The sequence below is a fragment of the Arthrobacter sp. HS15c genome, from assembly GCF_040812005.1.
Classification (GTDB): Bacteria; Actinomycetota; Actinomycetes; order Actinomycetales; family Micrococcaceae; genus Arthrobacter.
In genome coordinates, this window is record NZ_JBFOHM010000011.1 from 103,751 (window position 1) to 129,227 (window position 25,477).

Genomic DNA, 25,477 nt, shown 5'->3' on the forward strand with positions numbered 1-25,477 from the left:
AGGCTTTTCCGTACTGCCACGGACACAGCAGAAGCCCCTCACCGCGTGCGGTGAGGGGCTTCTGCTTGCTGCCTAGGCTCCGAAGGGCAGCCGCGGGTCCACGTCCTGGCCCTCCCAGGTCTGGCGGATCCAGCCGTGGTGCGGGTCATCGCTGATGAGCCAGTCGCGGACCGGTCCGGGTCCGGCCATCACGTTCAGGTAGTAGAGGTCATAGCCCGGGGCGGCCATCGCGGGCCCGTGCCAGCCGTACGGGACCAGGACAACGTCGCCCGTGCGGACCTCGGCCGAGACGTCGATGGGCCGCTCGTCCGAGGCGTAGACCCGCTGGTAGCCGATGGCGTCGCCCTGGACGCCGGCGCCGGCTGCAGCCGGGCCCTCGGGCGCAACCCGGGTCTCGAAATAGTAGATCTCCTCGAGGCTGGTCTCGCCGTCCTTCTCCTCATCGTGCTTGTGCGGCGGGTAGGAGGACCAGTTGCCGGCCGGTGTGATGACCTCGCAGACGATGAAGCGGTCTGCCTCCAGGGCAGCCGGGGTGCCGAAGTTATGCACCTGGCGGGAGCAGTTCCCGGCGCCGCGGAGCTCCACCGGGGTTTCCGCGGCGGTCACCAGCCGGGTGGGGTAGGACGTCTTGGCGGGGGCGGTCGCAATGGCGACCCTGCCGCCGTCGGCCGAGCTGATGGTGAGAGCTTTCTGTGTGCCGGTGTAGAGCACGTCGCTGGGGCCGTTGAAGACGCTGGCCCTGCCGGCTAGCCGGAAGTCCTCACCGTCGACGGCGGCCGTGAAGGATCCGCTCAGCGGAACGACAATGCGCTCCTCAGCCGAGGCGGGAAGTTCGACGGCGGCACCCGCCGCGAGCGTCGCGACCTTCAGCCCCGTGTGGGCCCAGCCGTCCACAGTCAGTGCCGAGTCGGACGTTCCCAGGGACACGTCCCAGCTGCCGTCGGCGGCGGAACCTAGCGGATATACCCAGTTGGCCATAGATTTTGCTCTTTCGTTGAGGGCACAGCAGTAGCGTGATTGCACCAGCCGGCGCTGGCTTGGTGGTAGCGCGCGCAGCGCGCTGAGGTCCGGCGTTATCGCTGGACGAGGGTCATTTCGAAACTGTAGGAGTCGGCTCGGTAGACGTGGTGCCCGGTTTCCACGTTGCGGCCGGTGTCGTCCACGGCGGTGCGTTCCATGGTCACCAGCGCCGAACCCGGTTCGGTCTCCAGCAGCGGAGCCTGGTAGTCGTTGGCCACCATGGCCCCGATGCGCTGCGAGGCAAGCCTGAAGTTCACGCCGCCGTTGCGCAGGATGCCGTAGAGGCCCTGCGCGCCGAGCTGGGCCTCATCGATGGAGGTGATGTCATCGCGCACCCAGTTCTCCATCAGGGCCAGCGGCTTGCCGCCCACCTTGCGCAGCCGGGTGAAGTGGTACACCTTGGCGCCTGCGGGCAGCTGGAGGGCTTCGCGCGTCGCCTCGTCGGCTTCGATGTGGGAGAAGCTGAGGACATCGGTGGTGGGCTTACTGCCGTTGTTGCTGAGGTCGTCGAAGAGGCTGGAGAGTTCCAGCGGCCTGCGCACCTGGCTGGAAACCACCTGTGTTCCCACGCCGCGCTTGCGCACCAGCAGGCCGGAGCGCACCAGCTCATCCATCGCCTTGCGCATCGTGGGCCGGGACAGGTTGAGCTGGGCGGCCAGGTCGATCTCGTTGTCCAGCCGGCTGCCGGGAGGGAGGAGTCCGGTGTGGATGGCCGACTCAATGCCCTGCACCACCTGGTGGTAGAGGGGCACCGGCGAAGAACGGTCGATGCTGAGGTTTAGTTGATTCGCCATGGAGCGCTCCCTTGTGGTCCGCGGATACCGGTTCTGCCGGAAACCACGAATGTCAGCCTATGTTCGCTTGATAGGACATACTGCCTTTGTGACGATAATAGCAGGCCGTTTTCGGGCCGCCAAGGACCAGCGGTCCGGCCAGGGTACGGCCTGCGGCAGTAGGCTGGGCCGATGAACAACCGATACCTGGTGTCCCGTGAGCGCTTCATTCCCGCAACACCGGAACGGATCTTCGAGCTTCTGGCTACTCCGGCCATGCACAGTGTCATTGATGGCTCCGGCACGGTCAAGGGTGCCCAGCCGCGCGGCCCGGAGCGGCTCTCAGATGGGGCCAGGTTCGGCATGGAAATGAACATGGCCGTGGACTACAGGATCCTCAACACGGTCTGCGAGTTCGAGGAAGGCCGGCGCATTGCATGGCGCCACTTCTACGGCCACATCTGGCGCTACCTCCTGGAACCGGCCACCGGTTCCGACGGTACCACCGGGACCCGCGTCACCGAACAATGGGACGCCCGAGCCGTCCGCGGCAAAGTCTTCCTGCGGCTGGCCGGGTACCTGCGCCGCCACCCGACCAGCATCGACAAGACACTCACCAGGCTGGACCAGTACGTTACGGGCGCAGCCGGAGTCGCAAACTAGGGGCACGGCGTGAACCCCACCGGCAGTGTGCGCCCCAGCCCCCGGACCCTTGAAGTCGAGAGCCTGGCCAACTTCGACAGGCTGGTGGCGGCCGGCGCCGTGGCCATGCACGGATGGCACGCCCAGTCACTGGATCTGCGCGGCCGGACCGCAGCGCTGGAGAGCCTCGACGTTGAAGGCGCCATCTTCCTCGGCTGCACCTTCGACCCAGGGGTTGAGGACGGCCTGCGGCGCCGCGGCGCCCTGATCTTCCCCCGGCTTGAAGGTGTTCCTTTCGATCCCTACCGGGCAAGGCTGTACACGCCGCAGGAGCTGTACGCCGGCCTGGACCATGCCCCGTACGAGGAACTGCCTGATGCCCTCGTCTACCAGTGGAGCATCCGCCCCGGGCAACGGCGCCGGCTGGACGCCACGCTTGCCTCGGCCCTGCACGACCACGCCATCGGCGACGCCCTTGACGAGCTCGTCCGCTCCGATGCCGGTGCGGCACTCATTGTGGTGGGCGTGATGGGAGGGCACAACGCCCAGCGCGGCACGCCGGAGTTTGCCCAGGCCGCTGCGTTGGGCCGGGTGCTGGCCGGCAGCGGGCGGCTGGTGGCCACCGGCGGAGGTCCCGGTGCCATGGAAGCCGCCAACCTCGGTGCCTACCTCAGCCGCGTTCCCGAGCAGGACTTCCAGGCGGTGCTGGCTTCGCTGGGGACCGTCCCCGGCTTCCGCCCCTCCGTGTCCGCGTGGGCGCGGGCGGCAGCCGCCGTCGTCGACCGTTTTCCCGACGGGACGCCGTCGCTGGGAATTCCCACCTGGTTCTACGGGCATGAGCCGCCGAACTACTTTGCCACGCACATCGCCAAATACTTTGCCAACGCTGTACGCGAGGCGATCCTGCTGGAAGTCTGCAACGGCGGCATTGTCTTCCTGCCCGGGGCGGCCGGGACCGTTCAGGAGATGTTCCAGGACGCGTGCGAAAACTATTACAGCGCTCGCGAAGCCGTCACTCCGATGGTCCTGGTCGGCAGCCGGTACTGGCAGCAGGAGTATCCGGCCTGGCCCATGCTCCGGCGGCTCGCGGCGGGACGGCCGATGGAGGACCGGATCTTCCTCGTGGACACCGTGGAGGAGGCGCTCGCCGTGATCGGAGGCTAGCCAAAGGCCTGTCTGCTGTTGCGGTGGCCTACAGGTCCTTCCGGCACAGGGCGTCGGCCAGTTCGTAGAGGCCGTTGAGGTCGCCGGCCGCGAGGCCTTCCGGGGTGCCGATCTCCGGATACATCAGCTGCCGGTGGTCATCCACATGTTCGAGCCCCATCACGTGGCCAAGCTCGTGCAGGATGACGGCCGTGGCGTACAGCTTGCCGTCGGGCTGCTCCAGTTCTTCGGCGATCTGCGGCGAGTCCAGCTCCAGGCTGCCGGTCACGAAAGTCTTGGGTCCGTCGTCGTAGCTGAAGTGCGTGCTTCCGCCGGTGCCGATCACTTTGCCCTTGAGCTGCGGGGCCACCTCCGGAGTGGTCCAGGAGACCAGCAGCGGCACCCAGCGGTCGCCGTACGAATCCGGCTGGTAGGGAGCGCGCTGCGCGGAGGGCTGTTCGGCGGTGGCGCCGTCGTAAATGAAACGGATCCCGGTGGCCTGGGAGATGGTGTCGATCGCCTCGGGGATGAGGTCCTGGGCGCCGGCGGGGACCAGGTCCGCATTCACGACGTAGTGCAGCGGGCGGCAGGGGGAATACCCAACAGGCGTGCCGTCGTCGTTTGTCGCCAGGAACTGGTAGGAATCGCTGGCGTATAGGGGCGGTTCCGGCGTCCCCAGGGGCTCGTCTGCCTCTTCGAGCCCGGGCGGCGGAGCCTCGGGCCGGCCCTCGGCGGCAGGCCGGACGCCTCCCGTTTCCCCGGGTTGGACCGCCCCGGGACCGAGGCGGATATCGAGCAGTTCCCCAAAGCGCGAACCGCCGTAAAGCACACCACCGACCACGAGGACAGTGGTACCGGCGGTGATCCCCAGCAGGATGTTCCGCAGGGAACGCCCCGCAGAGCGCCGTCCGCTGCCTGGCGGGCGGTCCTGGGGAAGGTTTTCCACTAACCCACCACGGTGCCGAAGGCCAGGCCCAGCACGTACGTCACGGCCGCGGCGCCCAGCCCGATGGCCAGCTGGCGCAGGCCCCGTGTCAGCGGCGACGTACCGGACAGCAGGCCAACGACGCCGCCTGTGACCAGCAGGGCCAGGCCCACCAGGACGCCGGCCACCACCAGTGCGGCCACGCCGGTCATGCCGAACAGGAAGGGAAGAATGGGAACGATCGCGCCGGAGGCAAAGAAGCAGAAGCTGGACAGTGAAGCGCCCCAGGCGGTCCCCACGGCTTCGTGCTGGTCCTCCGGCTCGGGGAGTTCGGGCTGCAGGGAAAGGCTGGGATCGCAGTCGCAGGAGAGCAGGCCCATGCGTTCTGCCACCCGGTGCTCGGCGGCTTCGTGGGACATGCCACGCGCCAGGTACACGAGCAGCAGCTCATTGTGTTCGATATCCAGCTTGGGCGCGGCTGCAAGGGTGATCTGGGTGGGCCTGGTGGCCGCGAGGAGCTCACGCTGGGAGCGCACCGAGACGAACTCGCCGGCACCCATCGACAGCGCACCGGCCAGCAGGCCCGCGATCCCGCTCAGGAGCACCACGCTGCTGGCCACGCCGGACGCTGCCATGCCCATGACCAGCGACAGGTTGCTGACCAGGCCGTCGTTGGCCCCGAACACGGCGGCGCGGAATGTCCCGGCCAGCCTGTTCCGGCCCCGGGTTGCCAGGCCGCGGACCACTTCCTCATGGATCTGTTCATCGGCTGCCATCGCCGGCGTGGCGGAAGGATCCTTGGCGTAGGGGGAGCGGCCCTCGGCGCGTTGGGCGAGTGCCAGGACAAAGACCGAGCCGAAATGGCGGGCCAGGAAGCCCAGCAGCTGGCTGCGCAGCGACGCCTGGCGGGATTTCTCGGCGTGCTCACCCAGGAGCCGGAGCCAGTGGGCCTCGTGCCGTCCTTCTGCTTCAGCCAGGGCCAGCAGGATTTCGCGTTCTTCGCCCTGCCGGTTCTGTGCGAGGTCCCGGTAGACGGCTGCCTCGGCCCGTTCGTCGGCCAGGTACTGGCGCCAGCGGCGGATATCCGCGGAAGTGGGGTCGGGTTTGGGCGGCTGGAGTGCGGGGTTCGATTCTGACCGGGCGGAATCTGACCGGGCGCGGTGCTGGCCGGGACTGGCGTGCTGAGACACAGAGGCTCCTGAGCTTGATAGGGCATGGTTCGGCCCCATTGCAACGACCAGCTTACCGCGGAATCCCGCGGATTTTCGGCTGGCAAACCTCACCCCGGAGTTTCGGGTTCCCTTAATATCGCCGGTTCCGCGCACCCCCTGCGGGCCGGCCAGCGGACCCTTGACCGGGGCTCCCGGCGGTGCTGTGATGAAACTGTGGCGTCCGCCAGCGCCCGGCCGAAAGAGCACGTCAGTGGCGAACAAACGGAGGTTGCACAATGAACACCACCGGACAGCACCCGGACATGCCGCACCTTGATGCCGTAGAAGCCGATCCCGCCTATGACTACGCCGAGAATGCGCCTGTTGACGAGAGCGACTGGGATACCGAGGACGAATTCCTGGACGCTGAAGAGGCAGTCGTCCCGCCGGTGCGCGCAGTGGTCGACGCCGAGGAGCGCGTGGTGCCGCTGGATCCCGACGAGTTCCGCGAAACGGAGTAGGACGGACGACGGCGGCACCTCCGGTTCGCTGATGGGCGAAAGGAGGCGCCGCCGTCGTGCTTTGCGGTGACCGAGCTTGGCTCTTCGGTGATCGAGCCTGTCGAGATCTACGGCGCGGTGGCGCCCACCGGAGCTTCCTCGTTGTCCTGTCCGGCTACGCGCCGCACCCAGTTGCGCATGACCTGCGGGTCAGTGGGCTTGGTGAGCAGCGAGACGACCACGTAAACCACGGCTGAGCTGATGAGGCCGAAGTAGATCGGCTCGTTGGCGAAGACGCCGTCCAGCGGGGCCTTGGCGTTGATTTCCAGCACGATCATGGTGCCGAGCGTGACCACCGAGCCCACGGCCATGGAGGCTGCGGCCGCGATGCCGGTGCCGCGCTTCCACACCAGGCCGCCGAGGATGGCGACCAGGAGCCCGCCCACCAGGATGTCGTACGCGATGGTCAGGGCGGCCACCACATCCTTGGTGATGATCGCGATCAGGATGGCCACGATGCCGAGGGCCAGGACCCACATGCGGTTGGCCTTGACGTCGTGCTCGGGGTTGTCGGTGTCGTCGGTGTTGACGTCCTTGCCGAACCAGCTGGCAACAAACGGCAGGACGTCGGCGCGTGCCACGGTGGCTGCGGCGATCAGGGCGCCGGAGGCGGTGGACATCATGGCGGCGACGGCTGCGGCGAGTACCAGGCCGCCGATGCCCACCGGAAGGATCGTCTGGGCCACTTCGGCGTAGACGTCGTCTTTTGCCGCGATGTCGATGCCCGACAGTGCCACGCTGGCGGCCATGCCGATCAGTGCGCCGGCCACGCCGTACAGGATGCAGTAGACGCCTGCAGTGGCGCCGCCCCAGCGTGCTACGCCCGGGGTTTTGGCGGTGAACACGCGCTGCCAGATGTCCTGGCCGATGAGCAGGCCCAGGGTGTAGACCACGAAGTAGGTGATGATGGTCTGCACGCCGATGCCATCCATCTGGAAGAAGCTTTCATCAACCCTGCTGCGGATGCCGTCGAGGCCGCCTGCCGCGTTGAGCGTGAAGGGAAGCATCAGGGCGAAAATGCCCACGGTCTTGATGACGAACTGCACCTGGTCCGCGAGGGTGATGGACCACATGCCGCCGATGGTGGAGTAGACCAGGACGATGGCCCCGCCGATGGCGATGGCGAGCCAGCGGTCCCAGCCAAACAGGACCACAAAGATGGTGGCGTAGGCGCTGGTTGACGTGGCGCACAGCATCAGTGTGTACGCCAGCATCACGATGCCCGAGGTCTGCGTTGCCTTGCTGCCGTAGCGAAGGGTGAGCATCTGGGAGACCGTGTAGATCTTCAGCTTCTGGATGGTGCCTGCGAAGAGGAGGCTCAGCAGCAGCACGCCGGCGCCGATGGCCACCACCAGCCACATGCCGGAGATGCCGAACTTGTAGCCGAGGCCAACGCCGCCGACGGTGGAGGCACCGCCCAGGACAACGGCGGCCATGGTGCCTGTGTAGAGGAACGGGCCCAGGCGGCGGCCGGCCACGAGGAAATCGCTGTTGTTCTTGGTGCGGGACTTGCCCCACCAGCCGAAAGCAAGCATTGCGATGAGGTAAACCACCACAATGGCGATGTTGACGAAGTTAGCGTCCATGTTGGGGCTCCTTGGAGCTGAGGTGCAGCGTTGCTGGAACCCGGAGGTTGCTGGGGAGCCGGTGTTCCGCTGCTCTTACGAGGTGGGGATGAGGAGAATCCTCGGATACTGCCTTCCCGGATATTGCATGGGAGGCAACACTTGTTGCCTAAAAGCGTATGCTGTGACCGTGGTAACAGTCAAGGGCCCGCCGCCACGTCCTCCGGCTGTTGCGTAGCGGCGTCACATGGGGGAGCGGCCATTAGGATTGCTCCAGAGATGGGGCCGGGTTGCCGGCCATGAAAGGTCTGCACAATGAAGGCACTGCCAGTAGAGCCGAGCAACGTTCCCGTTGCCATCGGGTCCCGAATCCGTGCCGCCCGGCAGTCCCAGCGGCTCACCATCGAGCAGGTTGCCGACGCCACCGGGCTGACCAAGGGCTTCCTCAGCCGGGTCGAACGCGACCTGACCTCGCCATCCGTTGCCTCGCTGGTGACCCTGTGCCAGGTCCTGTCCATCTCCATCGGGGACCTGTTCGCGGCCCCGGAAACCCACCTGACCAAGCGCAATGACGGGCCGCGGATTTCGCTTGGGGGCGAAGGAATTGTGGAGCGGCTGCTGACGGCCCGCTCGGAACGCCGGATCCAGATCATCCAGGCCGTCATCGAGCCCCACGGCCGCGGCGAATCCGAGCTCTACGCCGTGGACTGCGACGTCGATGTGCTGCACGTTATCAAGGGCAGTATCAAGCTGATCCTCACCAACGAGGAATATGAGCTCAACACAGGGGACACCGTCACGTTCCCCGGCCGCGAACCCCACACCTGGGTCAACCCCACCGACAAGTCCGTCGAAGTCCTTTGGGTGCTGGTCCCCGCCGCCAGCCGGTAGGCCTTTCCTTCCGTGTTTGTTGCGTGTGCGTTCCTGCCCGGTTGGTGGCCCACTTGCTTCGCGGGGTTCCTGTTCTGACGCGGGCTGCCGCCGATTCGGGGAGGATTGGGCCGCAGTAACTGGGCGGGAACGCACTCATTACCCGGCCGAGGCCACCCTGGTGGCAAGTACGGCCCTGATTTCGGCCAGCACCTGCTCCGGGTTGAACCAGATGTGCTCGGGCATATAGCGAGGGGCGGCGTAGCCGTTGACTGCCGAGGTGAATTCGATGCCGTTGCCACGGAAGAGATGCTGTGCGTCGACTTCCACAATGGACTCCGCCCGCAGGTCGAGCTCCTGCAGCGCGCACCTGATGGGGCCGGACCGGTCCCCGTGCAACTCTGCCCGAAGCAGTTCCAGTGGGACGCCGTGCAGCCGGATGGCCGAGGTGGCGATGGCCGTAGACGACGGCGGCGCCAGGCACCCGAGTGCGTGAGGGGCCACGTCTTCAACCGCGGCCAGAGGCAGTTCCGGGTGACCGTCGAAGCGCACGGTCCGGTGCCGGACGAAGCCCTTGCCGTGACCATGGTTGCAGGCCAGGTGCAGCCGGGCGGGCGGGTCCCGGAGCCACAAACCGTATCGGGCGGCGGCGCTGGCGCAGGTCAGCCGGCCGTTGTGGTGAATGGCGGCGGCGAGGTCTCCGTCGCAGCCGGCCGCCAGGAAGACTCCCCGCCGCGGTTGCGTGGCACCGAGCGCGGTAAGGCGCCCAATGTCCCTCCTGGAGTATCCGGCGCTGAGGAGTTGGGCGGTGCGGGCAACCCCGCCGGCCTGTACGAGGTGTTCGAAGATGTCCATGGAGCCCATTGCAGGCGGACCGTCGCGGATTCGGAAAGGGAAACAGGTCCTATGTGGGCAACCGGCGGCAGGCGGGCTTCGCGTTCCTGCAGGCATGGCGTCCTCGGTGCCTATTTTGTGCGTTCCTGCCCGGTTGCTCCGTCTGGCATCCGCGGCCGGCCAGAAGCTGCCCCGTGATTCCGGGGGAGGAGCCAGGCGGCGGCCGGGAGCCCGGAAAGCAACTGGGAAGGAGCGTTCGGGAGTGCAGGTGCCCCGAGGTGCTTGTAAACACTTGATGCGCATTAGGAAACTTCGGGGTATGATGACTGTCACACCCGCCGATCAATCCTCGAAGGAGAGGCTCACTGTGAAAGAGCTGCGCATCGAAGCCAACGGCAACCTTGGCCCCATCGATTCATCCCGCATCCCGCGTTACGCGGGCGCTGCCACCTATGCCCGCCTGCCGCGCCTGGACCAGGTGGCCAAGGCTGACGTGACCGTGGTGGGCGTGCCCTTCGACTCCGGCGTGTCCTACCGCCCGGGTGCCCGCTTCGGCTCCAACCACATCCGCGAAGCCAGCCGCCTGCTCCGCCCGTACAACCCCGCCTGGGACGTCAGCCCGTTTGAAAACATCCAGGTTGCTGACGCCGGCGACATGGCGGTCAACCCGTTCAATATCAACGAAGCCATCGAAACTATCCAGCAAAACGCCCTGGACCTGACCTCGGCCGGCAGCAAGCTGGTGACCCTCGGCGGCGACCACACCATCGCCCTTCCCCTGCTTCGCGCCGCGGCCGAACGTGCCGGCGGCCCCATCGCCATGCTGCACTTCGACGCCCACCTGGACACCTGGGACACCTACTTCGGCGCCGAATACACCCACGGCACCCCGTTCCGCCGGGCTGTCGAAGAAGGCATCCTGGACACCGAGGCCATCAGCCACATTGGCACCCGCGGCCCGCTCTACGGCAAGAAGGACCTCGACGACGACCACCGTTTCGGGTTTGGCATCGTCACCTCCGCCGACGTCTACTACCAGGGCGTCCTCGAAACGGTGGCCAAGGTCCGCGACCGGATCGGCAACCGCCCGCTGTACATCTCCGTCGACATCGACGTCCTGGACCCCGCCCACGCCCCGGGCACCGGAACCCCCGAAGCCGGCGGCATCACCAGCCGCGAACTCCTGGAGATCATCCGCGGCTTCCGCGGCATGAACCTCGTGGGAGCCGACGTCGTCGAGGTTGCCCCCGCCTACGACCACGCCGAAATCACCGGCGTGGCCGCGAGCCACGTGGCCTATGAACTGGTCACACTGATGGCGGACAATGCTGTTGAAGGTGACCGCTTCGGGGCAGCTAACGGTTACGCCGCCCAGGCCCTCGGCCAGGAAGTCCGCCAGCCCGCCGGTTTCGCAGCCGGAATCAAGGAGTAATCACAGTGATCGATTTCGATCCCGGCACAGCAGCCCCGACGAAGGGCACCGACGTGCGCAATGGCGGGGACCTCGTTGTCGAGACCCTCGAAGCGTTGGGCGCCAAAACGGTCTTTGGCATTCCCGGCCAGCACGCGCTGGGACTCTTCGACGCCATGGGCCGAGGCAACCTACACTTCGTTTCCTCCCGCGTGGAGAACAACAGCGCCTTCGCCGCCGACGGGTATTCCCGCGCCACCGGCGAAGTCGGCGTGCTGTTCCTGTCCACCGGGCCGGGCGCGCTGACCTCACTCGCCGGTCTGCAGGAGGCTTACGCCACGGGTGTGCCCATGGTGGTGGTGGCCAGCCAGATCCCGCTGGAAGGACTGGGTGCCCGCCGCAAGGGCATGCTGCACCAGCTCGATGACCAGAAGGCCTCGGCCGCGAACGTCACCAAGAGCCAGCGACTGATCCAGCACGCCTCGGGCATCCCGTCGGCCATCCAGGACGCCTGGACCGAGGCCATCTCCTCCCCGCAGGGACCGGTCTGGCTCGAAATCCCGCAAAACGTCCTGTTGGATCCCATCATGGTCCCCCCGGTGGAAGACGCGCTCGCCGAGGCGGCGGACAACCCGCCCCGCGTGGAGCTGGTCCGGGAAGCCGTGAAATGGCTGTCGACGGCGGAACGTCCCGCCATCATCGCTGGCGGCGGAACCCGCCGGGGCAGGGCCGAGAAGTCCCTGCTCTCGATCGCGGAAAAGCTGCGGGCACCGGTGATCTGCACTCCCGGCGGCAACGGCGCCTTCCCCTGGAACCATGAGCTGTCGCTGCAGTCATGGATCGAGGACCGGCACATGACCGACGTCCTGGAGGATGCGGACGTCCTGATCGTGATCGGCTCGTCCCTGGGCGAAGTCACGTCCAACTACTTCACGTTCGAACCCCGCGGCCGGATCATCCAGATCGACGCCGAACCGCGCGTGCTCGAATCCAACCGCCCCGGCCTGGGCATCCGCGCCGACGCCGGCCAGGCCCTCGCCGCCCTCGACGAAGCCTTGGTGGTTGAGCCTGGCGAAACCAGCTGGCATGGTGTCACCCCCGAAGCCGTCGTGAAGGAGGCCCTGGCCAAGGTCAGGGCCCGGCTCGAATCCCAGGACCTGGCCAAGGAACTGAAGTTCATGGCCGACATCCGCGAAGCCGTCCCGGCGGACATGCAGACCTTCTGGGATATGACCATCTCCGCGTACTGGGGCTGGAGCTGCTGGGACGCCCGGCAGGGACAGTTCCACTCCGCCCAGGGCGCCGGCGGCCTGGGCTACGGCTTCCCTGCGGCAATCGGCGGCGCCGTCGGGCTGGAAACAGTGGGCAAACCTGGCCGCGTGCTCGCCGTGTCCGGTGACGGTTCGTCTATGTACTCCATCTCCGAGCTCGCCACCGCCAAGCAGCACAACATCCCGGTCACCTGGCTGATCGTGGACGACGGCGGCTACGGCATCCTGCGCGAATACATGGTGGGCGCCTTCGGCAAGGCCACCGCCACCGAGCTCGCGCGCCCGGACTTCGTCAAGCTCGCCGAGGCCTTCGGTGTGCCGGCCACCCGGGTTGCCCCCGAGGATGTCGGGGACGCGCTCAAGGCGGGCTTCGCCGCCGATGGACCCAACGTCGTCGTCGTCGAAACCCTGCTCAAGATGTTCGGCCCCACACACCTGCCCGCCTAAACCACCCGCCCCACACCAGCGCGAACTGGCAGCTAATACCCTCTCAAAGCGATTTTGAGGGGATTAGCTGCCAGTTCGCGCTTTGTGGTTTAAGGGCCCCTCCACGATATTAGTTTCCCAAAGCAACCTTTTAGGTATATAGTTGCCTTAGGCAAACAACCAGGGAGCGTCCAGAGTCATGTCAGTTGCGCCGGATACTGCGGCAGACCTCGTCTACCAGATCTTCGACCTCCAGCGTGCGGTCCGATGCGTCGCGTCAGCCAGCCTGCGCGGACAGGAAACAGGAGTGGCGCTGCAGGGCGTACTCAGGTTCGTGGGGGAGGGGGAGACCCGCGCCACGCGGCTCGCTGAACGGCTCGGCGTCAGCGCCCCGGTCCTCAGCCGCCACATTGCGGAGCTGGAGGAGCAGGGGTACGTCATCCGCCGGCAGGATCCCGACGACGGCCGCGCCCAGTTGGTTGCGCTGACGGCCGAAGGCGCGGAGAAGCTCCGCCACATCGAGGAGCAGCGCACGGCGGCACTGCAGGACTACCTCCGTGAATGGAGCCAGCAGGATGCCGAGGACACAGCAAGAACCCTGAAGAAACTCACCGAATCCCTCAAACATTCAGCCCGGGCAAAGGCGGCCGGACCCACCACAACGAAACATTAGGAGCAGATCTATGGCCAGCCACGCCGCCGCCCCCGCATCACTATCCAGCCGACCGGAACAGCCGCCTAACCCACCAGTCCTGCCAAATTCCGGATCAACCCCGGAACCGCAGCCCTCGATGTCGCACCGCCAGATCATGGAAGCGCTGACCGGACTCCTGGCCGCCTTCTTCACCGCCATCCTGAGCAGCACCATCGTGGCGAACGCGCTTCCCACCATCATGTCCGAGCTCAAAGGCACCCAGACGGACTTCGCCTGGGTCATCACGGCGGCCCTGCTGGCCAACGCCGCCACCACCCCCCTTTGGGGCAAGCTCGCTGACCTGTTCGACAAAAAGCTGCTGGTCCAGCTCAGCATCGTGGTGTTCGTGGCCGGCTCCGTGATGGCCGGCCTGTCCGAGACCATCCCGCTGCTGCTGACCGCCCGGGTCATCCAAGGTGTGGCGATGGGCGGCCTGACCGCGCTGGCGCAGGCCATCATCGGCTCCATGATTCCGCCCCGTGACCGCGGCAAGTACTCCGGCTACATGGGCGGCGTGATGGCCGTTGGCACCGCCGGCGGACCGCTGCTGGGCGGCTTCATCGTGGACAGCCCGCTCGGCTGGCGCTGGACGTTCTTCGTCTGCGTGCCGCTCGCCGTCGTCGCCCTCATCCTGCTCCAGATCACGCTCAAGATCCCGCACGTCAAGCGCCCCGCCAAGATCGACTGGCTAGGCTCCATCCTCCTGACCTCCGGCGTCAGCCTGCTCCTGATCTGGGTGTCCTTCGCCGGCAACCCGGATTACTACGACTGGTGGTCCTGGCAGTCAGCCCTGATGGTGGGCGGCGGCGTCCTGCTGCTCGCACTCCTGGTGCTGGTGGAGTCCAAGGTGGAGCAGCCCATCATTCCGCTCAAAATTATCTCCGAGCGGACCACCGCGCTGGCCATCCTGGCATCGGTCGCAGTGGGCGTCGCCATGTTCGGCTCGTCGACCTTCCTGGGCCAGTACTTCCAGGTGGCCCGCGGCGCCACGCCCACGGAGGCCGGCCTGCTGACCCTGCCCATGATCGCCGGCAACCTCATCGGTTCGGTGGTTTCAGGCCAGCTGATCAGCCGCACCGGCAAATGGAAGCGCTACCTCGTCGCCGGCTCCACCCTGCTCATCGCCGGCCTCGGCCTCGCCGGCACCGTGGACCACACCACCGAGCTGTGGCTGACCGGCGTCTACACGGCGATCCTCGGCCTCGGCCTGGGCATGGTGATGCAGAACCTGGTCCTCGCCGTCCAGAACACGGTCAAAGCCACGGACATCGGCACCGCCAGCGCCTCGGTTGCGTTCTTCCGGTCCGTCGGCGGCGCCATCGGTGTGTCGGTCCTCGGCGCCGTGCTGGGCTCCCGGGTCACGCAACTCGCCAACGAAGGGCTCGCCGCCGCCAACATTCCCGTGCAGGGCGACGGCGCTGGAGCCAGCATGGACCTGGTGGACCTACCCGAACCCATCCGCGAAATCATGCGGGCCGCCTATGGCGACGCCACGGCCCAGATCTTCCTGATCTCCGCCATCATCGGCGTGGTCGCCCTGGTGTCCGTACTGTTCATCAAGGAGAAGCCGCTGCGCCGTACGGTGGATATCCGGCCGGAAGCGGAAAACGGGGAAGCGGGCGCGGCACCGGCTGTGACGGCACCGGTGACGGTACCCGCGGCGGCGGAACGCAGGACGCCGGAACGCACGACGCCGGCACCCGGGCCGAGTGCCGACGTCGACGATATAGACCGTGAGTTCGTTGAGGTACTGCGGCTGCAGCGCAGCAGTGACAGCGGCATAGACCGCGGTCCGGAGGCCACTTCGGTGGAGGTGGTCCCGCTGATCCTGGAGACCCAGCGGCTGCTCGCCAAACAGCAGGTGCAGCTCGCCGAGGCGATGTCGGCCGTGCACCGGCAGGCAGCGGTCCAGCAGGAAATTGCGGCCGAGCAGGCGAAGGCCGCGTCCATGCTGAAGGCGGTCGCGAAGGAGCTCGGCAAGGAACGGAAACTGCAGAAGGCGGCCGCGTACTACCTCGCCGCCGGCGGGAAACAGCCGGGCCCGGAGACCGGCTCCTAGGAACCTGAACCACAGCAAACCCGCACCACAACAGCGCGAACGTACAGTTCTGGAGGGCCGCAACTGTACGTTCGCGCCCCATTGTGGCGGGGATCGCCATCTGCGGTACGCCGATCGGATGATCTTTGCGTGCAAATGTTTCGCACGGGCAACGGATTTCGTAGAGTGGGAAGGCTAAGAATGTCAGCCCCCGCTGCTAGAACTTATTCACACCATTTCGCGCTCTCTTCCTAAGGATCCGTGGGCATGCTTCTCACCCTCATACGGCGCTATTCCAAGCCGTATATGCCATACATCGTTGCCGTCATCCTCTTCCAGTTGGCGTCCACTATTGCGGCGCTCTACCTTCCCAGCCTCAACGCCCAGATCATCGACGAAGGCGTTTCCCACGGGGACACGGACTTCATCTGGCGCACCGGCGGAGTGATGCTCCTCGTCGCGTTTGTCCAGGTCGGAACCGCGATCGCCGGTGTGTATTACGGCTCCAAGACGGCCATGGCTGTGGGGCGCGACCTGCGCCGTGGCGTGTTCCGGAAGGTCACCAGTTTCTCCGCCAAGGACGTGAACACCTTCGGCGCCCCCACCCTCATCACCCGCGGCACCAACGACGTCCAGCAGGTCCAGATGCTGGTGCTGATGGGGCTGAACTTCATGGTGGCCACCCCCATCATGTGCATCGGCGGCATCATCATGGCGCTGCGCGAGGACCTCAGCCTGTCCTGGCTGGTGTGGGTCTCGGTGCCTGTGCTGCTCGTGGTGGTGGGGTACCTGGTGGCCCGCCTGATGCCGCTGTTCCGGACCATGCAGAAGAAAATCGACCGCATCAACGCTGTACTCCGCGAGCAGATCATCGGCATCCGCGTGGTCCGGGCGTTTGTCCGCGAACCATTTGAGACGGATCGGTTCGGCGTTGCCAACAAGGACCTCACCGATGTTTCGCTGAAGATCGGGGCATTGTTTGTCCTGATGTTCCCGGCCATCGGCATGATCCTGCACCTGTCCACGGCCGCGGTGCTGTGGTTCGGAGGCCAGCGGGTTGATTCGGGTGAGATGGAGGTGGGCGCCCTGACGGCATTCCTGCAGTACCTGCTGCAAATCCTGATGGCCGTCATGATGGGCACCTTTATGGCCATGATGATTCCGCGCGCCTCGGTGTGTGCGGACCGCATCGGTGAGGTGCTCGACGTCGAACCCTCCATCCACGATCCCGAACGGCCCGAAACGCCGGCCGCCCTCGCCGGCGTAGTGGAGTACCGGAACGTCACCTTCGCCTACCCGGGCGCCGAGTCGCCGGTGCTCAGCAACATCAGCTTCACGGCGAAGCCCGGCGAGACCGTGGCCATTATCGGCTCCACCGGCGCCGGCAAAACGTCGCTGCTGTCCCTGCTGCCGCGCCTGTACGACATCGCCGAGGGCGAGGTCCTGCTGGACGGTGTGTCCGTCAGCAACCTGGACCGGGCAGAGATCACCAAGCGCGTGGCCCTGGTCCCGCAGCGGCCCTACCTCTTTTCCGGGACCATCGAGCACAACCTGCGCTTCGGCAAGACCGAAGCCACCGACCAGGAACTCTGGGACGCCCTGCATGTGGCCCAGGGCGAGGACTTTGTCCGCGAGAAGAAGAACGGGCTGAACGCCCGCATCGCCCAGGGCGGCACTAACGTCTCAGGCGGCCAGCGGCAACGGCTCTGCATTGCCCGTGCCCTGGTCACCAAGCCCAAGGTCTACCTCTTTGACGACTCCTTCTCGGCCCTGGACGTGGCCACCGACGCCAGGCTCCGCGCGGCGCTGAAGCGGACCACCGCGGACGCCACCGTGATCATCGTGGCCCAGCGCATCTCCACCATCACCGAGGCAGACCAGATCCTGGTCTTGGACAACGGACGGATCGTGGACCGGGGCACGCATGAGGAACTCCTGGAAACCTCGCCCACGTACCAGGAAATTGTTGAATCCCAGCTGAGCGTGGAGGAAATGGCATGAGCGGCCCCAAAAAGGACTCAACAGGCTCGACCACCGAAACAGGCCCGGCGGTAACACCCGAGGTCCTGGAAGACGACGACTTCTTCGAGGAGGAGTACAAGCCCTCCGAGGCCGACGGCGACATGTTCGGCGGCATGCCAGCCAAAAAAGCCGAACACTTCTGGCCGTCCGCCAAGCGGCTGATGGGGCTGCTGAAGCCCGAAGCCGCCGGCATCTGGGCCGTAGTTGGCCTGGTGGTGGTCGCGGTGGTCCTGAACGTCATCGCCCCCAAGATCCTGGGCCAGGCCATGGACGTGATCTTCGGCGGAGTCGTGGGCAAGCAGCTCCCCGCCGGCGCCAGCAAGGAAGAATTCGTGGAAGGACTGCGCCAGCAGGGGGAGGACAACTTCGCGGACATGATCTCCAAGATGGAACTGGTGCCCGGAAGCGGCATCGACTTCCAGAAGCTGTCCGTCCTCATCGCCATCGTGCTGCTGATGTACTTTGTGGCCAACATCTTCCTGTGGCTGCAGGGCTATGTTCTGAACCGCATCGTCATGAAGGTCATCCGGCAGCTCCGCGACGACACCGAAAAGAAGCTGAACCGGCTGCCGCTGAACTACTTCGACACCCGCCAGCGCGGCGACGTCCTCTCCCGGGTGACGAACGACGTCGACAACATCCAGCAGGCACTCCAGCAGGCGTTCGCCCAGCTGATCAACTCGCTGCTGACAGTCATCGGCATTGTGGTCATGATGTTCATCGTCTCGTGGCAGCTGGCGCTGATCGCCCTGATCGCCCTTCCGCTGTCCGGCGTTGCCGCCGGCATCATCGGCTCGCGCAGCCAGAAGCTCTTCGCTGCCCAGTGGAAGAACACCGGTTCGCTGAACGGCCAGATCGAGGAGTCCTTCTCCGGCCACGACCTGGTGCGGGTCTTTGGTCGCGACGCCGACATGCTGGAGCGCTTCGAGGAACGCAACGAAGCCCTGTACAAGGCCAGCTTCGGCGCCCAGTTCGTCTCCGGCATCATCTTCCCGGTGATGCAGTTCGTCTCCTACCTCAGCTACGTCGGCATCGCCGTGGTGGGCGGCCTGCGCGTCGCCTCCGGCTCCATGTCTCTGGGCGACGCCACGGCCTTCATCCAGTACTCGCGCGAGTTCACCCAGCCGCTGGGACAGATGGCCGGCATGGCCAACATGCTGCAGTCCGGCGTCGCCTCCTCGGAGCGGGTGTTCGAATTCCTCGATGCCGACGAACAGGACGCCGAAACAGCCACCGACCACCTGCCGGCCAAGACCGACGGGCATGTGGAGTTCCAGGACGTCACCTTCAGCTACACCGAGGACAAACCGCTGATCGAAAACCTGTCCTTCACCGCAGAACCCGGACACACGGTGGCCATCGTCGGGCCCACAGGCGCCGGCAAAACCACCCTGGTGAACCTGGTGATGCGCTTCTACGAGCTCAACGCCGGGTCCATCACGCTGGACGGCGTGGACGTCACCAAACTGAGCCGCTCCGAACTTCGGTCCAAGGTGGGCATGGTGCTCCAGGATGCCTGGCTGTTCGGCGGCTCCATCTACGACAACATCCGGTACGGCAACCTCGACGCCACCGAGGAGCAGGTCATGGCCGCAGCGAAGGCCACCTTTGTGGACCGCTTCGTGCGTGCCCTGCCGGAAGGCTACAACACGGTGATCGATGAGGAAGGCAACAACGTCAGCGCCGGCGAAAAGCAGCTGATCACCATCGCCCGCGCGTTTGTGGCCAATCCGTCGCTGCTCATCCTGGACGAAGCCACCAGCTCCGTGGACACCCGCACCGAACTGCTGGTGCAGAAGGCCATGGCGGCGCTGCGGACGGACCGCACCAGCTTTGTGATCGCGCACCGGCTTTCCACCATCCGCGACGCGGACACCATCCTGGTGATGGAGAACGGCCAGATCGTGGAACAGGGCAACCACAAGACGCTGCTGGCGGCCGAGGGCGCATACTACCGGCTCTACATGTCCCAGTTCGCGGGATCCGACGTGGAGGAAATCACGGTGGATGACTCGACGGCGGTGCACAGCTGACCGCGCAGGAGGCCGCACAGCAGACAGTGCAGCAGGCCGGCGAAGGAGTGACAACCGAGGACGTGACAACCGAGGACGCAGCAGAGACGGCAGGGCCCCGGCGCATACAGGTGCTGGTGCCCATGCGCTGGGGCGACATGGACGCGTACGGGCACATCAACAACGTCCAGATCGTCAGGATGCTGGAGGAGGCACGGATCGGTGCCTTCGGGCCGCCGCGTGGAGCCGGGATGCCGGGGATCGAGCCTGAGGTGTCCCTCTTCAACGACGTCCCCGAGGGCATCCTGGCGCTGGTGGTGGATCACAGGATCCGCTACGTCAGGACATTGGAGTACCGCAACATCCCGGCCGTGGTCCAGGTGTGGATCGGAGCCGTGAAGGGTGCCAGCTTCGACGTCCACTACCTGGTCCAGGACCCCGTGACCGGGGAGGACTGTGTCCGGGCCAGCAGCCATCTGGCTTTTGTTGACGAGGCCACCGGGCGGGTGGTCCGGCTGACGCAGGAGCAAAAGGACCGGATGGCCCCGTTCGCCGTTTAGGCCGTTGCGTTGGCCGTGTCCACACCGGACACTGAAGACCTGGGCAACTGAACGCCCTGACTAAGGAGCTTTGACCATGGCCAAGATGAAAAAGAAGACCTGGAAAGAAATGCCCCCGGCTGCGCGGGTAGGAACCGTGCTGATCGGGATCGCCCAGATGGCGCTGATGGTCGCTGCACAGCGGGATATCTCGAAGCGTCCGGCTGAGCTGATCAACGGGCCCAAGGCAGCCTGGCGGATGGCCGCCCTGATCAACTTCATCGGTCCCATGGGGTATTTCATTTTCGGCCGGAAGCGGTCTGTGACGGGAAAGTAGGCGCCCACCCGTCATCCCCTGTCAGGGGCCTTGGAGCGGACGCCCAGCTTAAGCCTGTAAATTTGAACGCATGACCCCGACCCCCAAAACTGCCATGCCCCGCGCCCTTGGTATCTCCCAGGAGATCGAAGACGCGGCCTGGTTTGTACTCGGGCCCGGCCTGCAGGGGAGGCCGTCCGCCCTGGACGGCAGCACCTTGACCTGGACGTCGGAGGCAGCGGCCGAGCTGCACGACCGCCTGGAGCGGGGTGTCCCGGACCCCAAGGCGCCCATGATGACCAACCTGCGCCAGAACCTGCAGGACGCCTCCCGCGCGGCCAAGCAGCTGGCAGTGGAACTGCTGTTCCTGCAGTCCCTGCCGCTGGCACACGAGGTCAAGTCGCTCAAGGTCAAGCGCGCCCGCGTGGCCGAGGCAGCCTCCTGGCTGGAACCGCCGCTGGAGCTGCCCGAGGAGCTTTACAAGGGCATGACTGACCACGGCGTGATCAGGGACCGCACCGCAGAATTCAACTGGACCATCTGGGACCACCTCAAGTGGCTCTGCCGCTTTGTGCAGCACGTGGACCAGCAGATTCCGGCCGCCATCAGCAAGGCCCTGAAGGATCCGCTGAAGTTCCACGATCTCGCCGCCGGAACGCCCGGGGACCAGCCCGCGATCCGCCGCAGCATCGAATACCTTGCCTGGCCCAGCTACTTCGAGCCCGTGGTGGCGGACGTGGAGCGCCAGGAAATCCGGGACGCCTTCGCCTCCCTCGTCGGCGGCGCGAAGGGCGACACGGACGAGGACATCACCGCGGACATCCAACGCATCCGGCTGCACCTGGACGAGCAGGCCGGCCAGCGCATCGACTGGTACGCCCGCCAGCTCGTAAGCCAGTGGCGCAAAGTCGGCGACCCCGGCCGCCGGGCCTGGCTGCTGCGCACCCACAGCGACAACGCCGAGCTGCTCAGTGCCTGGCAGGCCGAGGAGAAGGTGACGCTCGACGTCGAACACCTCCGTCTCCTGGACGCCGGCGTGACCGCCGGGCTGGTGCAGCACGCCGTGGACGAGGACTACAAGCACCTGGGCTACGTGGAACGCGAAGACACCAAGACAGCCGTGTTTGCGATCCTCAGCGTGATGAAGCCGGGCGACCTTGTCCTGTACCAGAACGCCGGAACGGTGCGGGTTGGCGTTGTGCTGGGGGAGCCCGAGCACAACGAAGACAACCGTCGGATCCGCCGCAAGGTCCGCTGGTTCGACGAAGCCCACACCACCACCGACCTGCCCCGGCACGTGCAGCGCCAACTCGCCACACCGGGGATCATTGTGGACGTCACCCGCGTGGTGCAGGCCCTGCAGGCGCTGCTGCCCGCAGAGGCCGAACCGGAAGACGACGACGCCGGTGCTGCCGCCGTCGAACCCCTCCAGGAAGGCTTCCGCCCGCTCACCCGCGAGTTCGCCGATTCGCTGCACATGGACCTGGAACCGCTGCAGGAGATCGCGGAGCTGCTGGAGGAAAACCGCCAGCTGGTGCTGTACGGGCCGCCCGGCACGGGCAAGACGTACCTGGCCAAGCACCTCGCCGCGGAACTGGCTGATGACAGCACGGACGAGCGGGTGAAGCTGGTGCAGTTCCACCCGTCGTACGCGTACGAGGACTTTTTCGAGGGCTACCGGCCGGACAAGACCGACGAAGGCCAGGTGTCCTTCAAGCTCGTCGCCGGGCCGCTGCGCAGGCTGGCCGAGGAAGCCGCCAAGCCCGGAAATGAAAAGAAGCCCTACTTCCTGATCATCGACGAGATGAACCGGGCCAACCTGGCCAAGGTGTTCGGCGAGCTGTACTTCCTGCTGGAGTACCGCGATGACCGGATCTACCTGCAGTACAGCCCCAACGAGCCGTTCACGCTGCCGGACAACCTCTACATCATCGGCACCATGAACACTGCGGACCGGTCCATCGCGATGATGGATGCCGCCATCCGCCGCCGCTTCGCTTTTATCGAACTGCACCCGCAGACCGAGCCGGTGAAGGGCTCGCTGCTGCGTTTCCTGCAGGCCCGGCAGCTGGACGCCACGCCGGCGCTGCTGCTGGACGCGCTGAACGCCGCCATTGACGAATGGGACCGGGACCTGATGATCGGGCCGTCGTACTTTATGAAGCCCGCCGCCCAGACCCCCGCCGGGCTGCGCCGGATCTGGAAGTACGAGCTCATGCCGCTCCTGGAGGAGCACTACCACGGCCAGCTGACCCGGGCGCAGCTCGAGGAGCGCTTCGGGCTGGACCAGCTGCTGGGACGCCTTGCTGCCAGCTAGGCCGGCCCAGGCCCCCGCGTCCGGAGCGGCACCGCGCGGCCCCGGCCAACCGCCCCGGCACCTGGTCCTGGACGAACTTTCCGGCGGCATCGTTGACCGGCTGGATGCTGCCAGCGCGGCGTTCCTGAACGCGAGCGGCCTGGCGAAGGCCTCGCCGATGGGCATGGGCCTCTACCGGATCGAACCCGTGGGGAAGGTGGGTTCAGTCCGGACCTCCACCGTGCAGCTGGACATCCGGCCCAAGGACCGGCTGGGCCTGAGCCGGCTCCTGTTCCTGCTCAGCTACGCGGGCAACCAGGGCTTCCGGAACGACTCCGTCGCCGCCGCGGAGGACCGGGACCTGTGGAGCGCGCTGGCCGAGTCGCTGGCCCAGCTCACCGAACGGGCCCTGGGGCGCGGAGTGCTGCAGGGCTACCTCACGGTGGACGAGTCCCTCCGGACGGTGAAGGGCAGGATCCGGATTTCGGACCAGATCTCCCGGCGTCCCGGCATGCTGGTTCCGCTTGAGGTCTCGTACGACGAGTTCACCGAGGACATCGCCGAAAACCGTATCCTCCGGGCTGCGCTGGACCGCATGGGCAAGGTCCCCGGGGTCCGTCCCGAGGTCCTGAGCCGGCTGCGGCAGCTCAAGGGAAAGCTCGACGCCGTTACCCGCCTTCCGTCCGGCGCGCCGCCGCCGCCGTGGTCGCCCAGCCGGATGAACGTCCGCTACCACGCGGTGCTGAGGCTCGCTGAGCTGATCCTGCGGAACGCGTCCGCGGAGGCGGGGGAGGGAAAGCAGCAGACGGCGTCCTTTGTGGTGGACATGGCGCAGGTGTTTGGGGACTTCGTGGGGGCAGCCCTCCGCCAGGCCATGGCGGCGTACCCGGGGGAGCTGCGGCTGCGGTACAACGCGCTGCTCAGCGAGGCAGTGGACGACGCCGACCGGCTCTCCGTGCGCCCGGACGCGGTGCACCTGCTGGGCGGCCGTCCGGTGGTGGTCTACGACGCAAAGTACAAGGCTGCCACGGACGCGGGTGCGTCCCTGTCCTCGGACCATTACCAGATGCTCGCCTACTGCACGGCCTTGAGGGTGCCCACTGCCTGGCTCGTGTACGCCGGGTCGGGCGAAGTGAAACTCCGGCGGATCCTCAACACGGACATCGATGTGGTGGAGTTCCCGCTGGACCTTTCCCGGCCGCCGTCGGAGATCCTGGCAGCGGTGGCAGATCTGGCACAGCAGTCCTGGGGAGAAGTTATCCGGACTTCCCGCACCGGAGGCTAGACCGGCAGGCGGACCGTGAAGGTTGTGCCCCGTCCCAGCACGGATTCAACGTCAATGGTTCCGCCGTGGGCTTCCACAATGGCCTTGCTGATGGGAAGCCCCAGGCCCACGCCGGGGATGGCGGTCCGGCGCACGTTGCTGGTGCGGAAGAACTTGGCGAAGACCTCCGCCTGGTCGTCAGCGCTCATACCCATCCCGGTGTCGCTGACCCGGCAGGAGAGCTGGCCGTCCTCCTGCTCCAGGGACACCACCACGTTGCCGCCGTCCGGCGAGTACTTGATGGCGTTCGACACCAGGTTGTCCAGCACCTGGGAGATCCGGGGACCGTCAACATGGGCATCCAGCCGCGCAGGGGTGTCGGCTTTCAACACCACCCGTGAGTCGGCTGCCCTGGGCTGGGCCGCAGACACGCTGGCGCGGACCAGTTCCGCGACGTCAATGGTGTGCGGCGTCACGATCAGCTGCCCGTGCCTGCTGACGAGGAGGTCCGATACCAGGGTGAGCAGCCGTTCAGAATTGCGCCTGATGATCTCCAGCGGTTCCAGCTGGTCATCCGCGGGGTCATCCTCCAGCAGGATCTCCACGTACCCCAGGATGGAGGTCAGGGGTGTCCTGAATTCATGGGACACGCTGGAGACGAATTCGTCCTTGGCGGCCAGGGCATTCACCAGGTCGGTCACGTCGCTGAAGACGATCACCGAACCCGCGAACGCTCCGTCGGCATCCTTCATGGCCCGGGCGCTGGTGCTGATGGCCCGCTGCTCCTTGCCGGAGCCCAGCCAGACCATGTAGTCAGTGAACGTCTCGCCGAGGACTGCGCGGCGCACGGGCCGGTCCTCCACGGGAACGGGGGTGGTGCGGTCCGCCGCGAACACCAGCAGCTGCGACTCGTTGGGATCGTCGATGTCTTTCGGCCGGGCCAGTTCGTGGTTGCCCCGCTGTTTGCGGTTCATCAGGATGTCGTGGCCGCCGGCGTCGACGGCCAGGACACCCATGTGCACGGTTTCGAGGACGGTGTTGAGCAGCGCCTCCTGGTGTTTGGTACTTTTCAGGTTGGCCTGGAGCTGTTCGTCCTTTTCTTCCAGGGTGCGCTGCTGCCGCATCATGCTCAGGGTCAGGACACTGACAGACACGCCGATGCCCAGCATCATGATGGGCAGCAGCAGCGACCGTGCCAGGTTGGGACCGGACACATCGCCCCGGATGAGCAGCGGAACCCAGATGATGGCCAGGGGAGCGAAGAACGACAACCACAGCGCTGCCCGCGGGTAATAACCTGAGGCGCACAGCCAGATGACCGGGAAGACCGCCAACAGGCTGATGCCGGTGAGGCTTTCCTGCCCGCCCTCCCGGCCGACGGCGATGGAGACAAAATCCAGGAGGGGGATCAGCAGGAAGCTGGTGTACGGAAGCCGGTCCCACGGCACCAGGTAGCACAGGGCCATCAGGACCAGCTGCGAGACCAGGAACGCCACAAAGAGCGGATTGTCCATGGTTCCCGGGAAAAACGCCCACATCAGGAACGCCGTGAACAGCGTGGTGATGAACAGAGGCGTCTGGCTCAGGGCAACCCTGTCCGTCAGACGGTACTCGTGGAAGGGCCGGCGGAAGAATTTCAGCCGGCCACTGGCCCACGCAACAGGCTCACTCATGGTCAGGTGCCGAAAGTTCTGTTAAGTCAAGA

General features: G+C 66.2%; 21 protein-coding genes. 14 read left to right on the top strand and 7 right to left on the bottom strand.

The window, feature by feature from the left end; genetic code table 11:
• Positions 1 to 72: 72 nt before the first annotated feature.
• Together iolB and ABV518_RS18440 are read right to left on the bottom strand one after the other, a co-directional pair.
• Complete coding sequence (gene iolB / locus ABV518_RS18435; protein WP_367769862.1) at positions 73 to 978, bottom strand: 5-deoxy-glucuronate isomerase; 906 nt, start codon at positions 976 to 978, stop codon at positions 73 to 75.
• Positions 979 to 1,073: 95 nt separating this feature from the next.
• Positions 1,074 to 1,814 carry a GntR family transcriptional regulator gene (locus ABV518_RS18440; RefSeq protein WP_367769865.1) on the bottom strand — a complete coding sequence of 247 codons (741 nt, stop codon included), beginning with the start codon at positions 1,812 to 1,814 and terminating at the stop codon, positions 1,074 to 1,076.
• A gap of 171 nt (positions 1,815 to 1,985) precedes the next feature.
• Here ABV518_RS18440 and ABV518_RS18445 point away from each other — a divergent pair, with 171 nt between their 5' ends.
• Both ABV518_RS18445 and ABV518_RS18450 read left to right on the top strand, forming a co-directional pair.
• A complete protein-coding gene (locus ABV518_RS18445; RefSeq protein WP_367769868.1) occupies positions 1,986 to 2,456 on the top strand; it encodes an SRPBCC family protein in 471 nt (156 codons plus the stop codon).
• A gap of 9 nt (positions 2,457 to 2,465) precedes the next feature.
• Complete coding sequence (locus ABV518_RS18450) at positions 2,466 to 3,599, top strand: LOG family protein (RefSeq protein ID WP_367769871.1); 1,134 nt, start codon at positions 2,466 to 2,468, stop codon at positions 3,597 to 3,599.
• 28 nt (positions 3,600 to 3,627) lie between these two features.
• Here the strand turns inward: ABV518_RS18450 and ABV518_RS18455 are convergent, their stop codons facing one another.
• Together ABV518_RS18455 and ABV518_RS18460 are read right to left on the bottom strand one after the other, a co-directional pair.
• Positions 3,628 to 4,524, bottom strand: a complete 897-nt coding sequence (locus ABV518_RS18455) for a matrixin family metalloprotease (protein ID WP_367769873.1) — start codon at positions 4,522 to 4,524, stop codon at positions 3,628 to 3,630.
• Positions 4,524 to 5,693: a VIT1/CCC1 transporter family protein gene (locus tag ABV518_RS18460; RefSeq protein WP_367769875.1), complete on the bottom strand. Its 1,170-nt coding sequence runs from the start codon at positions 5,691 to 5,693 to the stop codon at positions 4,524 to 4,526. Before ABV518_RS18460 ends, ABV518_RS18455 begins: the two co-directional genes overlap by 1 nt.
• 257 nt (positions 5,694 to 5,950) lie before the next feature.
• On the opposite strand from ABV518_RS18460, the gene ABV518_RS18465 reads away from it, so the two are divergent.
• Positions 5,951 to 6,175 carry a hypothetical protein gene (locus ABV518_RS18465; protein WP_367769878.1) on the top strand — a complete coding sequence of 75 codons (225 nt, stop codon included), beginning with the start codon at positions 5,951 to 5,953 and terminating at the stop codon, positions 6,173 to 6,175.
• Between the two features lie 107 nt (positions 6,176 to 6,282).
• Here the strand turns inward: ABV518_RS18465 and ABV518_RS18470 are convergent, their stop codons facing one another.
• Entirely contained in the window at positions 6,283 to 7,800 is a 1,518-nt protein-coding gene (locus tag ABV518_RS18470) for a sodium:solute symporter (protein ID WP_367769881.1), read from the bottom strand.
• Positions 7,801 to 8,094: 294 nt separating this feature from the next.
• Between ABV518_RS18470 and ABV518_RS18475 the strand changes: the two genes are divergently transcribed.
• A complete protein-coding gene (locus tag ABV518_RS18475; RefSeq protein WP_131134093.1) occupies positions 8,095 to 8,670 on the top strand; it encodes a helix-turn-helix domain-containing protein in 576 nt (191 codons plus the stop codon).
• A 138-nt stretch (positions 8,671 to 8,808) separates the two neighbouring features.
• Here ABV518_RS18475 and ABV518_RS18480 read toward each other — a convergent pair whose 3' ends face one another.
• On the bottom strand, positions 8,809 to 9,504 hold the full coding sequence (locus tag ABV518_RS18480; RefSeq protein ID WP_367769885.1) for a hypothetical protein: 696 nt from the start codon (positions 9,502 to 9,504) through the stop codon (positions 8,809 to 8,811).
• A 346-nt stretch (positions 9,505 to 9,850) separates the two neighbouring features.
• On the opposite strand from ABV518_RS18480, the gene speB reads away from it, so the two are divergent.
• The 10 genes from speB to ABV518_RS18530 all read left to right on the top strand — a co-directional run bounded on the left by speB (position 9,851) and on the right by ABV518_RS18530 (position 23,793).
• Positions 9,851 to 10,915 carry an agmatinase gene (gene speB / locus ABV518_RS18485; protein ID WP_367770134.1) on the top strand — a complete coding sequence of 355 codons (1,065 nt, stop codon included), beginning with the start codon at positions 9,851 to 9,853 and terminating at the stop codon, positions 10,913 to 10,915.
• Positions 10,916 to 10,920: 5 nt separating this feature from the next.
• Positions 10,921 to 12,612: a thiamine pyrophosphate-binding protein gene (locus tag ABV518_RS18490; protein ID WP_367769888.1), complete on the top strand. Its 1,692-nt coding sequence runs from the start codon at positions 10,921 to 10,923 to the stop codon at positions 12,610 to 12,612.
• A 178-nt stretch (positions 12,613 to 12,790) separates the two neighbouring features.
• Positions 12,791 to 13,264 (top strand): MarR family winged helix-turn-helix transcriptional regulator, encoded by a 474-nt coding sequence (locus ABV518_RS18495; protein ID WP_367769891.1) that lies wholly within the window; start codon positions 12,791 to 12,793, stop codon positions 13,262 to 13,264.
• 118 nt (positions 13,265 to 13,382) lie between these two features.
• Positions 13,383 to 15,344, top strand: coding sequence for an MDR family MFS transporter (locus tag ABV518_RS18500; protein ID WP_367770137.1), 1,962 nt, complete (start codon positions 13,383 to 13,385; stop codon positions 15,342 to 15,344).
• Between the two features lie 246 nt (positions 15,345 to 15,590).
• Positions 15,591 to 17,324, top strand: coding sequence for an ABC transporter ATP-binding protein (locus tag ABV518_RS18505; RefSeq protein WP_367769894.1), 1,734 nt, complete (start codon positions 15,591 to 15,593; stop codon positions 17,322 to 17,324).
• A complete protein-coding gene (locus ABV518_RS18510) occupies positions 17,321 to 19,378 on the top strand; it encodes an ABC transporter ATP-binding protein (RefSeq protein ID WP_367769896.1) in 2,058 nt (685 codons plus the stop codon). The genes ABV518_RS18505 and ABV518_RS18510 overlap by 4 nt, the downstream gene beginning before the upstream one ends.
• Positions 19,379 to 19,500: 122 nt before the next feature.
• On the top strand, positions 19,501 to 19,917 hold the full coding sequence (locus tag ABV518_RS18515) for an acyl-CoA thioesterase (RefSeq protein ID WP_367770140.1): 417 nt from the start codon (positions 19,501 to 19,503) through the stop codon (positions 19,915 to 19,917).
• 76 nt (positions 19,918 to 19,993) lie between these two features.
• Positions 19,994 to 20,233 (top strand): PLD nuclease N-terminal domain-containing protein, encoded by a 240-nt coding sequence (locus ABV518_RS18520; protein ID WP_367769898.1) that lies wholly within the window; start codon positions 19,994 to 19,996, stop codon positions 20,231 to 20,233.
• Positions 20,234 to 20,303: 70 nt separating this feature from the next.
• A complete protein-coding gene (locus tag ABV518_RS18525) occupies positions 20,304 to 22,529 on the top strand; it encodes an McrB family protein (protein ID WP_367769901.1) in 2,226 nt (741 codons plus the stop codon).
• A 67-nt stretch (positions 22,530 to 22,596) separates the two neighbouring features.
• A complete protein-coding gene (locus tag ABV518_RS18530) occupies positions 22,597 to 23,793 on the top strand; it encodes a restriction endonuclease (RefSeq protein ID WP_367770143.1) in 1,197 nt (398 codons plus the stop codon).
• Here ABV518_RS18530 and ABV518_RS18535 read toward each other — a convergent pair.
• Positions 23,790 to 25,445, bottom strand: a complete 1,656-nt coding sequence (locus tag ABV518_RS18535) for a sensor histidine kinase (protein WP_367769904.1) — start codon at positions 25,443 to 25,445, stop codon at positions 23,790 to 23,792. The two genes, ABV518_RS18530 and ABV518_RS18535, sit on opposite strands and share 4 nt — an antisense overlap.
• Positions 25,446 to 25,477: the final 32 nt, after the last annotated feature.